The 13,186-nt window shown below is 72.0% G+C and carries 11 protein-coding genes; 3 read left to right on the top strand and 8 right to left on the bottom strand.

Annotated features, from left to right (window positions below):
- Nucleotides 1-1,538, top strand: a 1,538-nt coding sequence (locus CKO43_RS09945) for a lipopolysaccharide biosynthesis protein (protein ID WP_207184963.1), incomplete at its 5' end; no start/stop codon positions are given.
- 20 nt (nt 1,539-1,558) lie between these two features.
- Here CKO43_RS09945 and CKO43_RS09940 read toward each other — a convergent pair.
- The 7 genes from CKO43_RS09940 to CKO43_RS09910 form a co-directional block, all read right to left on the bottom strand.
- On the bottom strand, nt 1,559-2,341 hold the full coding sequence (locus tag CKO43_RS09940; RefSeq protein WP_200378538.1) for a galactosyl transferase: 783 nt from the start codon (nt 2,339-2,341) through the stop codon (nt 1,559-1,561).
- Between the two features lie 253 nt (nt 2,342-2,594).
- Complete coding sequence (locus tag CKO43_RS09935) at nt 2,595-4,646, bottom strand: putative bifunctional diguanylate cyclase/phosphodiesterase (protein WP_200378537.1); 2,052 nt, start codon at nt 4,644-4,646, stop codon at nt 2,595-2,597.
- A gap of 173 nt (nt 4,647-4,819) precedes the next feature.
- A complete protein-coding gene (locus CKO43_RS09930; protein ID WP_200378536.1) occupies nt 4,820-5,161 on the bottom strand; it encodes a YciI family protein in 342 nt (113 codons plus the stop codon).
- 10 nt (nt 5,162-5,171) lie between these two features.
- Nucleotides 5,172-5,657 carry an SRPBCC family protein gene (locus CKO43_RS09925; RefSeq protein ID WP_200378535.1) on the bottom strand — a complete coding sequence of 162 codons (486 nt, stop codon included), beginning with the start codon at nt 5,655-5,657 and terminating at the stop codon, nt 5,172-5,174.
- Between the two features lie 21 nt (nt 5,658-5,678).
- The gene (locus CKO43_RS09920) at nt 5,679-6,134 is read right to left on the bottom strand and encodes a VOC family protein (protein ID WP_200229435.1); all 456 of its coding nucleotides are present in this window, start codon (nt 6,132-6,134) and stop codon (nt 5,679-5,681) included.
- A gap of 95 nt (nt 6,135-6,229) precedes the next feature.
- On the bottom strand, nt 6,230-7,450 hold the full coding sequence (locus CKO43_RS09915) for an RNA polymerase sigma factor (protein WP_200378534.1): 1,221 nt from the start codon (nt 7,448-7,450) through the stop codon (nt 6,230-6,232).
- 49 nt (nt 7,451-7,499) lie between these two features.
- Nucleotides 7,500-8,594, bottom strand: coding sequence for a BUD32 family EKC/KEOPS complex subunit (locus CKO43_RS09910; protein WP_200378533.1), 1,095 nt, complete (start codon nt 8,592-8,594; stop codon nt 7,500-7,502).
- Between the two features lie 204 nt (nt 8,595-8,798).
- Between CKO43_RS09910 and CKO43_RS09905 the strand changes: the two genes are divergently transcribed.
- Both CKO43_RS09905 and CKO43_RS09900 read left to right on the top strand, forming a co-directional pair.
- On the top strand, nt 8,799-9,041 hold the full coding sequence (locus CKO43_RS09905) for a hypothetical protein (protein WP_200378532.1): 243 nt from the start codon (nt 8,799-8,801) through the stop codon (nt 9,039-9,041).
- A gap of 40 nt (nt 9,042-9,081) precedes the next feature.
- The gene (locus CKO43_RS09900) at nt 9,082-10,023 is read left to right on the top strand and encodes a transglutaminase-like domain-containing protein (RefSeq protein ID WP_200378531.1); all 942 of its coding nucleotides are present in this window, start codon (nt 9,082-9,084) and stop codon (nt 10,021-10,023) included.
- 25 nt (nt 10,024-10,048) lie between these two features.
- On the opposite strand, the gene CKO43_RS09895 is transcribed toward CKO43_RS09900, so the two are convergent.
- Complete coding sequence (locus CKO43_RS09895; RefSeq protein ID WP_200378530.1) at nt 10,049-13,186, bottom strand: PAS domain S-box protein; 3,138 nt, start codon at nt 13,184-13,186, stop codon at nt 10,049-10,051.

The following is a 13,186-nucleotide window of genomic DNA, read 5'->3' as shown; positions in this document are numbered from 1 at the left end:
CGCAGCACCCGCCCTGCCCGCCCGCGGCGGCCGGCACGGGGCGCGGCTTGAACCCGACGATGGACATCGAAGAAGCCAAGCGCCGCGCCCGCTCGGGGCCGCTGCTGCTGCTCGCGCGGCGCGCGGCGGCGCTGGTGGTCACCTTCGTCTCGACGATCACCGTGGCGCGGCTGCTGTCCCCGCACGAGTTCGGGCTGGCGACGATGTCGACGGTGATCCTGTCCTTCGCGGCGATCTTCCGCGACTTCGGCCTGACGAACGCGGTGCTGCGCAAGGGCGTGATCTCGCAGGCCGAGCTCTCGCTGATCTTCTGGTTCAACGCCGGCATGACGATCCTGCTGTCGCTGCTGATCGCGGCCACCGCGCCGCTGGCGGCGCGTTTCTTCGGCGAACCGGCGGTGCTGGGCGTGATCCTGGTGTCGCTGATCGCGTTCCTGCTCAGCGGGCTGTGCGCGCAGCATCAGGCGCTGGTCAACCGCGAACTGCGTTTCGCGGTGGTCGCGGTCGCCGACATCGTCGCCGTCGTCGCCGGCTTCGCGACCACGCTGGCGGTGGCGCTGGTCACGCGCGACGTCTGGGCCATCGTCTACGGCAACCTGGTGCAGACGGTGTGCAGCGCGGCGATCTACGTCGGCGCCAGCCGCTGGGTGCCGGGGCGGCCGCGCCGGCACGAGGAGCTGGGCGACCTGCTGCGCTTCGGCGCCAACTCGTCGGTCTACTCGATCTCGGTCTTCGTCTCGAACAACGCGGCGGCGGTGCTGATCGGCCACTACCTCGGCAGCAACACGCTGGGCCAGTACAACCGTGCGCAGGCGCTGTACTCGCTGCCGCACGCCAACCTGATCCAGCCGATCACGCAGGCGGTGATGCCGCTGCTGACGCGGCTGCGGCCGCACCCGCAGGAATACCGCGAGGCCTATCTCGGCCTGGTGCGCAAGCTCTGCGTCTTCCTGATGCCCTTGTCGGTGGTGCTCAGCTTCGCCGCGGTGCCGCTGGTCGAGACGCTGCTCGGCCCCGGCTGGCATACCGCCGGGCTGGTGTTCGCCGCACTCGCGCCGGCGATGTTCGCGGTGGGCTTTTCGTACGCCGTCGGCGACCTGTTCGTCACCCAGAACCGCTCGGCCGAACTGCGCCGGCAGGGGCTCGTCGACCTGGTGCTGCGCGTCAGCTGCATCGCCGTCGGCGTGCGCTACGGCGTCATCGGCGCGGCGCTGGGCTTCACCGTCTCGAGCGTGCTCGTCGGCGTGCTGCGCGTGTGGGTGGCGGGCCGCTCGGGGCCGGTCGGTACCGCCGACCAGTTCCGCGCCGCCACCGCCGGCCTGCCGCTGGCCGCCGGCAGCGGCCTGGGCTGCGGCGCCCTCTGGGCGCTGATGCCGACGCTGGACGGCGCCGTCGGCGCGGCGCTGCTGCTGTCGGTCGGCTCGCTGTCGGCGCTGCTCGCGGGGCTCGCCGTGCCCAGCTCGCGCCAGGCGCTGCACGAACTGGCCGAGCTGTTCGGCCTGGCCCGGCTGCTGGCCCGCGTGCGCCGGCGCCGCTGAGCGCGCCGGCCGCGCCACGATCAGGCCGCCAGGAACTCCTGCTGCAGCGCGGCGTCCAGCCGCCGCAGCCGGCTGATGCGGCGCACACCGTCCCAGGGGTGCCGCAGCAACTGCCCCGGCGACAGGTGCTGGCGCAGCCCCGCGCTGCCCGACGAAGCCTGGGCGTGGCCCACCCGGTACATCGCGCCGGGATACGGCAGCGGAATCAACGGGTCGCCCTGCTCGCGCAATATCTTCTTGATGAACTTGTGGCTGCCGTGAATGTGCCGGACAAAATGCCGTTCGTCGGCGCCGGCCCCCGGATAAAAATGGCGGGCGTGCACGATGAGCGAGGTGCCGCAGAGTTCGTCGAACTGCCGGCGTTTCATCACGATATCGGAGCCGTCATACAAATAACCGTCGGCGACGTACCAGCCGGCGGCATCCGGCGCGGCGGCGGCGGTTGCCGCCAGGCGCCGGCTGACGAAATCGTCGTAATCGACCACCATGACGTGGCCGCGGGGTTCGACGGTCTTCAGCCCGGCCCAGACCCGGCCGCCCTTGTCGTCGCGGATCGCGTTGTAGAGCTCCTCTTTCGGCCGGTCGGCGCCGGGCAGCACGGGGCACGGGAACTCGACCCGCAGCTCGGTGAAACGATCCGGCAGCGGCGGCAGCGCGGCACCCCGGTTGGCGACCACGACCGCGCGCCAGTCGGGATGGATCTGCGCCGCGATGGACGCGAACGTGGCCCGCAGGTAAGCGTTGACCTTGCCCCAGTCCGAAACCGAGTCCTGATGCCGGACCGGCACTACGAAGGTGAGCATGAAACCTCCCGCCGGATTTTGAATAGGCCGATCACCGAGATCGGCGGCCTACGATAGCGCGGCGCCGCCCATTCAGAATCAGCCGATCACCTTTCCTTGCAGGGGATACAGCCGGGGGCGGATTCGGCCGGCGGGGCCGTCAATGCTGCCGGGCAAAATAATGGCCAACGGCTCGACGACGCAAAACCGCGAGCATCCGTCGGCACGAATACCTGGCGCCGGCCTGAAGTCCTGCTGCTGCCGGCCACGCCCCTCAGGCAGCCGCAGCCGTGCCGGCGACCAGCGTGCTGCCGCTGCGCAGCATCTGCTCGAAGGCCGCACGCGGCACCGGCGGCGAGAAGAAGAAACCCTGCTGCAGCACGCAGCCGCGGCTGATCAGAAAACTCGACTGCGCCACGGTCTCGACGCCTTCGGCGACGACCTGCAGCCCCAGTTCGCTGCCCAGCGTGATGACGGCGGCGGCCAGCGCGCTGTCGCGGCCGCCGTGTTCGACGTCGGTGATGAAGCTGCGGTCTATCTTCAGCTCGCTCATCGGCAGCCGCTTCAGGTAGCCGAGCGAGGAGTAGCCGGTGCCGAAGTCATCCAGCGACAGACCGAAGCCTTTGGCGCGCAGCCGGCCCAGCACCTCGACGGCCGCGTCCACGTCCTGCATCAGCATGGTCTCGGTCAGCTCCAGCACCAGGCTGGCCGGGTGCAGCCGGTGGTGGCGCATCAGCTCCTCCAGCCGGTCCGGCAGCCGGCCGTCGGCCAGGGCGGACGCCGGCAGGTTGACCGACAGTGGCAGCGCGCGCAGCCCGGCGTCGGCCCAGCCGCGCAGGCTGCGACAGGCGGCGTCCAGCACCCAGTCGCTCAGCGGCGCGATCAGGCCGCTCTGCTCGGCCAGCTCGATGAAGCGTCCCGGCGGCAGCAGGCCGTGCACGGGGTGCTGCCAGCGCACCAGGGCTTCGGCGCCGACCAGCTGGGCGCTGCGTGCGTCCACCTTGGGCTGGTAGTGCAGGCACAGCTGGCCGGCCTGGATCGCCTGGCGCAGCTCGGCCGTGAGCACGACGTCGGCACGCACGCGGGCATTCAGCGCCTCGTCGAAGAACTTGTGCTGGCCACCGCCGGCGTCGCCGGCGGCGCGCGCCGCCTGTTCGGCGCAGCGGGCCAGGCCCAGCAGGTCCGGCGCGTCGCCGGGGAACATCGCGATGCCGATGCTCGCCGACAGCACCAGCACCTGCCCCTCGACGACGACCGGCTGCGCCACCGCCGCCAGCAGGCGCTGCGCGACCAGCGACGCACGCTCCTGGCCGCCCAGGTCGGACAACAGCATCGTGAAGGCGTTGTCGCCCTGGCGCGCCACCATGCCCGCCTCGTCGACCGGGTGGTGGATGGCGACCTGGTCGCCGCTGCGCAGGCAGGCGCGCAGGCGCTGCGCGATCGCGGCCAGCACCGCGTCGCCCTGGCCGCGGCCGTAGACCTCGTTGACGCCGTCCAGGCCATCGATCTCGGCGTGCAGCACCGCGCAGACGTCGCCGCCGCGGCGCGAACGCTCCAGCGCCGGTGCGGCCAGCGCGGCAAACAGGCGCCGGTTCGGCAGCCCGGTGACCTCGTCGTAATGCGCCAGCCGCAGCGCCCGCTGCTCGGCGGCGACACGCGAGTCCTCGAGCGCGGTGCGCGCGCTGAACTCCTGGCGCAGCACGTACTCGCGCCACCAGCCGATGCCGGCCGCCAGGATGAACAGCGTCAGCAGGTGATACGCGTCATAGGCCGCCTGTGGCCCCGACAGGCCGGCGTGCACCGCCAGCTCGAACAGGAAGGCGGCCAGGATCACCAGGCCCGAGACCAGCGCGTGGCGGAACTGCACGCCCAGCACGACGAAACAATAGAACTCGAGGAAGGTGAGGTTGAGCACGCCGACCCAGGACTGCAGCCCGGCGCCGCCTTCGGCGTCGATGCGCGTCAGGATATGGAACAGGCAGACGGCCACCGTGACGATGAAGCCCGCCATCACCGGCTGCCAGTGCCGGCGCGCACGCGGCAGCAGCGAATAGGCGAGCGCGCCCAGCAGCACCGGCACCGCCAGCGTCAGCCGCAGGTGGTTGGCCGTCGAGTGGCCGGCGATGGCGTGGTCGATCAGGAAGTCGCCGACGATCAGCAGCACGCCCAGCACCAGGCTCGCCTGGGCGTAGCGGAAGTAGAAGGCGACGTAATGCCGGATGAAACGCCGCTCGTAGCCGGCGTCGGCAAAACGCAGCAGCAGGCGCAGCGGCAGCACCGGGGCGGTGGCCGCGCCGCGCCGGTCCTCGGTTTCGGGTTCTGGCATGGCTGGACTGGAATCACGGCACTCGCGGGCGCGGCACCCGCGAACAGCCACTGGTCGCCATCATCTCGTCGCGCCGGCCATCGCCTTGAGCACCATCAATGGCGAATGCGGGCAAGCAGTGAACTACGACACGCCGGGGCCCGCCAGCTGGTGCCGCCGCCGACGCCAGCGCCTCAGGCGGGCCCGGTCTGCAGCTGCCTCACCGGCCGCACCTCGACGCTGCCGTGTTTCGCCGGCGGGATGCCGGCGGCGATCTGGATCGCCTCGTTCAGGTCCTTGGCGTCGACCAGGTAGAAGCCGGCCAGCATCTCGCGGGTCTCGGCGAACGGCCCGTCGAACAGTGTCAGCTCGCCGTTGCGCACGCGCACCGTGGTCGCGGTATGGGTGGCGTGCAGCGGCTCGGCGGCCAGCATGCGGCCGCTGTCCGCCAGCTGCCGGGCGTAGTCGGCGCACGCCGGGTCGGGGCAGGCGCTCCAGTGCTCGGCGTCCAGGTAGACCAGGCAGAGGTACTTCATCGCCCGGCCCTCACAGCGTCGCCGCCAGCGCCGCGAGCTGGTCGGTGGCGATGCCCCAGCCTTCGTGGAAGCCCATCTTCAGGTGCGTGTCGCGGTCTTCGGCGCTCCAGTGGCGCGCGACGGCGGTGTAGCGCGTGCGGCCGTCGCCCAGGTCGTCGAAGCTGAGGATCAGCGTCATGAAGGGTTTGGCCGCCGGCTCCCAGGCGCGCACGTAGGCGTCGGTGGCGACGATGCGGCGGTCGGGCACGACTTCCAGGTAGACGCCCGGGTTGGGCACCTCCTGGCCTTCGGGCCCGCGCATCACGACCAGGCTGGCGCCGCCGGGGCGCGGGTCAGTCTCGACATGGCTGACCGTCCACGGCGGCGGGCAGAACCAGCGCGGGATCAGCGCCGCGTCGGTCCAGCAGCGGAACAGCGCCGCCGGGCTGGCGGCGATGTCGCGCGTGATCACGAGGTCGCGTTCGGTGGCCGCGGCGGCGGCAGAGGGGTCGTTCATCGTTCGTCTCCTGTCGCGCGTTCAGCCCATCGGGATCGGCTCGCCGTTGACGGCCCAGCTGAGGCCGTGGCGGTCGGTCAGCATGCCGAAGCTGCGGGCCCAGAAGGCGGGCGCCAGCGGCATCGTGACGCTGCCGCCGTCGGCCAGCGCGGCGAAGGCCTTCTCGGCCTCGGCGACGCTGTCGTACTGCAGCGCCAGCATCACGCCCTTGACGCCGTCGAAAGGCATGTCGGGCGGCGCGTCGCCGGCCATCAGGCGCGCGCCGCCGGGCAGCAGCAGGCAGGCGTGCATGATCGCGTCGGCCGGCGGCGGCGCGAAACCGCAGCCTTCGGGCGGCGGCTGGTCGGCCGGCGGCGGCGGTATCTCGCCGTGCGTCAGCATCGCCTCGATCGTGCCGCCGAGCGCCTGGGCGTAGAAGGCGAAAACCTCGCGGGTGTTGCCTGGGAAGCTGAGGTAGGGCGTGAGGGTGGTGGCCATGAGTCTCCTGTCGCGTTCGGGGGTGTGGGTCCGGCGAGCCGGTCTTCACTGGTCGAACGGGCGGGGGCGGTTTCGACCGTCCCCAACACCTTGTTTCAACCGCCGAGGGCGGCCAGTTGTATTGCCAGGTGGCGGCGTTCGGGGGATTGGCGGGCCAAGGCGACGGCGGCGCGGTAGTGCTGGCGGGCTTCGTCGAGGTGGCCGGCGCGGCGGCAGAGGTCGGCCGCTGCGGCGGGTGCGGCGGGATAGCCGGCGAGCTGGGGCAGCAACGGGCGCAGCAGCGCCAGGCCGGCTTCGGGGCCGTCGCGCATCGCCACCGCGACGGCGCGGTTCAGCGCCACCACCGGCGTCGGCTCCAGCCGCAGCAGCACGTCGTACAGGCCGACGATCTGCGGCCAGTCGGTGGCTTCGGCGCTGCCGGCCTCGGCGTGCACCGCGGCGATCGCCGCCTGCAGTGCAAACGGGCCGAAGCCGCGCTGGCGCAGCGCCGCCTCGGCCAGCGTGCAGCCTTCGGCGATCAGCGCCGCGTCCCACCGGCGGCGGTCCTGCTGCTCCAGCGGCACCAGCGCGCCGTCGGCACCGCGGCGCGCGGCGCGGCGGGCGTCGCTCAGCAGCAGCAGCGCCAGCAGGCCACGCGCCTCGGCCGGCGGCTCGGGCTGCATCAGCTGCAGCAGCAGCCGCGCCAGGCGGATCGCTTCGTCGGCCAGGGCGCCGTCCAGCGCGGCGTGGCCTTCGTTGAACACCAGGTAGACGACCCGCAGCACGCTCGCCAGCCGCTGCGGCAGCTCGCTGGGGCCGGGCACCTCGTAGGGGATGCGTGCCGCGGCGATCTTGGCCTTGGCGCGCACGATGCGCTGCGCCAGCGTCGGCGTCGGCAACAGGAAGGCCGCGGCGATGGCCTCGGTGCCCAGGCCGCAGACCTCGCGCAGCGTCAGCGCGATGCGCGCCGCTTCCGACAGGCTGGGGTGGCAGCAGGTGAAGACCAGGCGCAGCCGGTCGTCGGGGATCTCGTGCTGCGCCTCGGCCAGCTGCTCGGGCCCGGGTGCGGGGTCGGCCAGGGTCTCGGCCAGCGTGTCGTCCCAGGCGGCGAAGCGGCGCTCGCGGCGCAGGCGGTCGATCGCACGGAAACGCCCGGCCGACACCAGCCAGGCCACCGGGTTGGCCGGCAGGCCCTGCGCCGGCCACTGCTCGGCGGCGGCCAGGAAGGCGTCGTGCAGCGCTTCTTCGGCCAGCTCGAAGCTGCCGAGCAGGCGCACCAGCGTCGAGAACACGCGGCGCGCGTGCTGGCGGTAGACGGTGTCGATCTCGGCCCGCATGCGCCTGAGCTTAGCCGCGCGCCAGTGCCCCGGCGCGCGGTGCCGGTGTTCAGCCGCCCGGCTCGCCCGCCGCGGCCTGCAGCAAGGCTTCGATGCGCTGGCGCGGATAAGGCGCGCTGCGTCGTTCGCCGTGCAGCTGGGCGTAGAAGTCGTTGACGGCCGCGGCCACCGGCGCGTGGCGGCGGATGATCTCGGCGGCGACCCCCGGCAGGCCCGGGACGAGCTGCTGCGGCGCCTGCCCCTGCGCGACGGCCTGCACCCGCTCCATGCAGTCCTGTGGCGTACTGGCCGCGGGCGACCAGGACTTGATCAGCCAGTTGACCCATTTGGCCAGCACGTAGGCGCGGTCGAGGCTGGCGTGCTGCTCCAGATAGTCCCGCTCGTCGGCCGAGAGCACGAAGCGGCCGGACGTCGCCAGGCCGAGGTCGGCGAAATACAGGCGCTCGCCGTCGGTCAGGACGTTGCGGTGGTGGGCGTCGCCATGCAGCAGCCCGAGCCGGTTCATCTTGGGCACGTCGACCGTCAGCCCGTGTTCGACCAGCGCACACGCCGCCTCCAGCGCCTGCGGCCCCGCGGCCCGCTGCTGCTCCAGCCAGTCCGACAGGTTCCAGGGCAGGTGTTCGAGGAAGATCACGATGCTGGCGCTGGCCTCGGCGAGCGCGCGCAGGCGCAGGTCCATCGCCTCGCAGCCTTCCCAGTAGGCGGCCATGTCGGCGATGTCCGCCGGATCGTCGAGCAAAGCCGCTGCCCCCGGCGCGGCCGCGCCGTCCAGCACGCGCCAGTGGTACATCAGCGGGAAACTCTCCAGCTGCCGCGACAGCACCCAGCCGGTCGTCATCACGTTGGCCGCCAGCTCGCGCCAGGCGCCGAAACCGACCGAGCCGACGTTGCGCTGGCAGAACGTGGGCAGGCCGAACAGGTTCGCAGTCGACATCCGGTTCTCCGGGCGGCGCTCCAGGTCGGTCAGCCGCACCCGCTTGGCGAACACCCGGCAACCTTCGATCTCGAACGCCAGCGTCGTGCCGCCGATGCCGGTGGCCAGCTGCTCGGCCTGGTCGACGACGCGGCCCAGCTGCCGGTCGCCGAGCAGCGCCAGTGCCGCCGAGATGCGTGCAAACCGCGCGATGCGCTCGTCGTGCGTCATGTAAACAGTACCCGGGCACCCGCGAGGGGGCGATGGGCCGCCAGCCTACCCGAGGTCCGCCGGCACCGGCCGGCGCGACCTAAGCGCCACACCGGCAAGGTGCTTGGCCGCCGGCGCACAGACAGCGTCACGCAGCACGCCCATACTCCGGCGAACGCCGGCCTTGTCGCCACCGTCGTGGCGCACCGTGCGGGAACGACGAACATGGCCCGAGACCCCAAGACTCCCCAGGACGACGGCACCCGCGCGGCGGCCGGGGACGTCGCCACCGCCGAGAGCGGCGCGCCAGCGGCGCGTTCGCCCGCAAGCCACGGCGTGGCGCCGCCCGCGCCGCCGCCGCGGGACGGCGAAGAAGCAGCCGCCGCGCCGGCCGATGCGGCCGTGGCGCCGGGCTTCGTGCGCCGGTTCCGCCGCGGGCGCTGGACGGTGACGGAGGCCCCGCGCTGAGAAGGCCTGTGCGGCGACGCTATCGTGGGTCGATTTGCCGATGATCCGACTGCAACTCTCCATCGAGCTGAACTACGAGGTCGCCGACCCGGCCGGCGCCGACATGGTGTTCAACATCCATGCGGCCCGGACGGCGTGCCAGACGGTCGAGTCCGAGCGCCTGGTGCTGAGCCAGCCGATCACGCCGGACGTCGCCACCGACCCCGCCACCGCCTCGCGCTTCATGCGCGTGCACGCCGAACCCGGCCCGCTGCACGTGAACTACGACGCCGTGGTCTGCATCCGGCACCACCTGGCCGAGCCCGACACGCTGCAGGAGGTGCCGGTGCGCTGCCTGCCGCTGGACGTGATGCCCTACGTCTACCCCAGCCGCTACTGCCAGTCCGACCGGCTGCTGCGGCTGGCGGCGGAAGAGTTCGGCGGCTTCTATCCCGGCTACAGCCGGGTGCTGGCCGTCCAGCACTGGGTGCAGAAGCAGATCAGCTTCCAGTCCAACACCAGCGACTCGACGACCTCGGCGGTGGACACGCTGATCGGCCGCGTCGGCGTCTGCCGCGACTTCGCGCACCTGATGATCGCGCTGTGCCGGGCGCTGAACATCCCGGCGCGTATCGTCTCGGGCACCGACTACGGCGCCGACCCGGCGCTGGGCCCGCCCGACTTCCACGCCTATGCCGAGGTCTACCTGGGCGAGCGCTGGTATCTGTTCGACCCGTCCGGCACCGCCGTGCCGATGGGCCTGGTACGGCTGGGCACCGGGCGCGACGCCGCCGACGTGGCTTTCGCGACGCTGTTCGGCCGCCTGACCGCGGCGCCGCCGCGCATCCTGGCCACGGCGCTGGAAGGCGACGGTGCCGAACTGCCGCGCCACTGCCGCGAGGCGCTGTCGACGGCCGCTGGCCCGGGGCTGGCGGCCGACGGCAGCGCGCCCTTTGGCGCCAGCGGCACGACGGCGCAGCCGATCCCGCTGCCGCCGCACTGAAGCGCGGCGCCGATACCGCCTCGGCCTAGCTCGGGCCCGGCGCGCCGGCATCCGCCGCCGGCGTGCCCAGCGCGAGCAGGACCTGCTGGTACAGGCGATCGGGCATCACCGGCTTGCCGATGAACCCGGTCATGCCGGCGTGCCGGCAGCGCTCCTGGTCCTCGACGAAGACGTTGGCGGTCATCGCGACGATAGGCGTGCTGCGGTGCAAGGGCAGCTGCCGGATGCGCCGGGTGGCGTCCAGGCCGTCCAGGCCGGGCATCTGCATGTCCATCAGGATCAGCCGGTAGCGCTGGCGGCTGGCCATGTCCACGGCCTCGACGCCGTCGCAGGCCAGGTCCACGACCAGGCCGGCTTCTTCGAGCATCAGGCTCGCGAACTCGCGGTTGATCGGTTCGTCCTCGGCCAGCAGCACCCGGGCGCCGCCGTGTTCGCGCCGCAACCGGTCTTCGGCCTGCAGCAGCGTCGCATCCGGCTCGGGTTCGACGGCCTCGCCGTGTCTGGCCAGGCGCACCTCGAACCAGAAGCTGCTGCCGCGCCCCGGCACCGACTCGGCGCCGGCGTCGCCGTCCATCAGCTGCGCGATGCGCCGGGTGATGGCCAGCCCCAGGCCGGTGCCGCCGTAGCGGCGCGAGGTGGTGTTGTCGGCCTGCTCGAAGCTGCCGAACAGGCGCCGCAGCGCATCCGGCGGGATGCCGACGCCGGTGTCGCGGACCTCGAAACGCAGCCACGCGTGCTGCGCGGCGTCTTCCCGCACCAGCACCTTGATGCTCACCTGTCCGGCATCGGTGAACTTGATCGCGTTGCTGACGTAGTTCGCCAGCGCCTGCTGCAGGCGGTTGGCGTCGCCGACCAGCCCGCACGGCGTGGCCGCCACCTCGCTCAGCAGCTCCAGCCCCTTGCCGCGGGCGCGTTCGGACAGCATCGAGACCACGTTGCCGACGACCGCATCGATGCGCAGCGGGGCCTCTTCCAGCTTCAGCTTGCCGGCCTCGATCTTCGACAGGTCGAGGATGTTGTCGACGATGCCCAGCAGGTGCTGGCCGGCGGAGGCGATCTTGTCGAGCTTGTCGCTGAGCTCGGGCGCGACGGACTTGCGCTGCAGCAGCGTGGTCAGGCCCAGGATCGCGTTGATCGGCGTGCGGATCTCGTGGCTCATGTTGGCCAGGAAGGTGCTCTTGGACAGCGTGGCGGCCTCGGCCGCTTCGAGCGCGCTGCGCAGCTCCTGCTCGATGCGCTTGCGCGCCGTCAGGTCGATGTGCGTGCCCACGACGCGCAGCGGGCGGCCCTGATCGTCGCGCTCGACGGCCTTGCCGCGGCTCAGCACCCACTTGTAGCTGCCGTCCTTGCAGCGCAGCCGGTACTCGAGTTCGTAGAAGCCGGGGTCTTGCAGCCTGTGTTCGATCTCCGCGAGCACGCCCTCGCGTTCGTCCGGGTGCAGCAGAGCGAAAAAGTGCGGACGTTTGTCGAGCTCGCCGGGCGCATACCCGAGCATCGAGGCGTAGGCCGGGTTTAGCCAGCAGCTGCCGTCGCGCAGGCTGCGGTCCCAGATGCCGTCGCGCGTGGCCTCGAGCGCGTACTGGAAACGCTGCTCGCTGCGCTGCACCCGGTCCATCGCCTGCGCCAGCGCCCGCGTGCGCTCCTCAACCAGTTCCTCCAGGTGCAGGCGGTGGCGTTCCAGTTCGGCTTCGGCCTGCTTGCGCGCCCGCAGGTCGATGTCCAGGCAGAACATCTCGGGGCCCTCGCGGCCCATCTGCAGGGCGTGGCTGGAGAACACCGGAACCGCGGACCCGTCCTTGGTGCGCAGCGTCAGTTCGCTGGCGGGGATCGCGCAGCCGTCCTGCATCCAGGCCCGTATCGCGGCGACCACGCCTTCGCGCATCGGGTCGGGGATGATCAGGTCCTCGAGCTGTCGGCCCAGGGCCTCTTCGGCGCGGTAACCGTAGAGCTGCTCGCTGGCCTGGTTCCAGAAGATCACGCGGCGCTGCGCGTCGTAGCCCTGCACGGCGATGCTGGGCGTGTGCTGCAGCAGCAGCCTGAAACGCTGCTCGCTGTCGCGCAGGTCCTGCTCCAGGCGCTTGCGCTCGGTGACGTCCTCGAACACGGTGACGAACTGAAGCCGCTCGGGCGAGAACACGCTGACCAGCAAGTGTTTGCCCAGCAGCTCGAAGAACAGGTCGAAGACCTGCGGCTTGCCGGTCAGCGCGACCTGGGCATACAGGTCCAGGAACGGCGCCTGCGCCACGCCGTAGGCCTGGCTGGCCAGCTGGCCGACGATGGCCCGGCGCCGCAGCCCCGTGTGGCGCTCGAACGCCGGGTTGGCGTCCAGGGTGCGGTAGTCCAGCGGCCGCCCCTGCTCGTCGAGCACCAGCTGGTGCACGGCCATGCCCTCGATCATCGACGCGTAGAGCGAGCGGTAGCGCTTCTCGCTGTCGCGCATCGCGTCCTGCGCCCGCATCGGCTCGGTGACGTCGCGCGCGACGCCGTAGAGGCCGACGATGTCGCCGCCGGCGTCGTGGATGGGATAGGCGCGGTGGTCGATCCAGCCCTTGCGGCCGTCGCGGGCGGGCGTCTGCTGCAGTTCGTGCGCCACCGGCCGCCCGGCGAGCACCTGCTGGTCCAGCCGGTAACAGCCGTCGGCAAAACCCTCGGCGAAGACCTCGTAGTCGGTGCGTCCCGCAAGCCCGGCCCGGCCCGCGGCCGGGTCGCACAGGTTCAGCGCGGCCCGGCTGGCAGCAGTGAAGACGTGGTGGCGGTCCTTGAAGTAGATGTAGTCGTCGGCGTTCTCGAGCATCGCGCGCAGGCCCACACCGGGCGCGGCGTCGTCCAGGGTGCGCGGCAGGCCTGCGGCATCAAGCAGCCGCAGCTCCAGCAGCAGTGCCGCGCCAGGCCCGGCGGGCGTCTTGCGGTACTCGCACAGCACGCAGCGGATGCGGCCGTCGGCATGACGCAGGCGCAGGTCGACGGCCTGTACAGCGGCCGTCGCGCACGGCGCCAGCACGGCGTCTGCCAGATCCTGGTCATGCGGGTGGAGGCGCTGCAGCAGGCCGACCGTGCCGGCAACGAAATCGGCGGCACTGAAACCCAGCAGCTCGCTCACGCCATCGCCGACCGACACGATCCGCGGCGCCGGGTTCAGCTCGATGCAAAAGCGGGCTTCCAT

Source organism: Rubrivivax gelatinosus (assembly GCF_016583785.1).
Lineage (GTDB): Bacteria > Pseudomonadota > Gammaproteobacteria > Burkholderiales > Burkholderiaceae_C > Rubrivivax > Rubrivivax gelatinosus_B.
The sequence above is the reverse complement of the archived record's forward strand: the minus strand, read 5'-3'. Positions and strand labels throughout refer to the sequence as shown.

Coding starts and splice junctions, on each gene's coding strand:
- CKO43_RS09930 (WP_200378536.1), bottom strand. CDS start 5,161: ATGAAGTACCTCTGCCTGGTCTACCTGGACGCCGAGCACTGGAGCGCC.
- CKO43_RS09900 (WP_200378531.1), top strand. CDS start 9,082: ATGATCCGACTGCAACTCTCCATCGAGCTGAACTACGAGGTCGCCGAC.
- CKO43_RS09920 (WP_200229435.1), bottom strand. CDS start 6,134: ATGGCCACCACCCTCACGCCCTACCTCAGCTTCCCAGGCAACACCCGC.
- CKO43_RS09925 (WP_200378535.1), bottom strand. CDS start 5,657: ATGAACGACCCCTCTGCCGCCGCCGCGGCCACCGAACGCGACCTCGTG.
- CKO43_RS09905 (WP_200378532.1), top strand. CDS start 8,799: ATGGCCCGAGACCCCAAGACTCCCCAGGACGACGGCACCCGCGCGGCG.
- CKO43_RS09910 (WP_200378533.1), bottom strand. CDS start 8,594: ATGACGCACGACGAGCGCATCGCGCGGTTTGCACGCATCTCGGCGGCA.
- CKO43_RS09915 (WP_200378534.1), bottom strand. CDS start 7,450: ATGCGGGCCGAGATCGACACCGTCTACCGCCAGCACGCGCGCCGCGTG.
- CKO43_RS09935 (WP_200378537.1), bottom strand. CDS start 4,646: ATGCCAGAACCCGAAACCGAGGACCGGCGCGGCGCGGCCACCGCCCCG.
- CKO43_RS09895 (WP_200378530.1), bottom strand. CDS start 13,186: ATGGAAGCCCGCTTTTGCATCGAGCTGAACCCGGCGCCGCGGATCGTG.
- CKO43_RS09940 (WP_200378538.1), bottom strand. CDS start 2,341: ATGCTCACCTTCGTAGTGCCGGTCCGGCATCAGGACTCGGTTTCGGAC.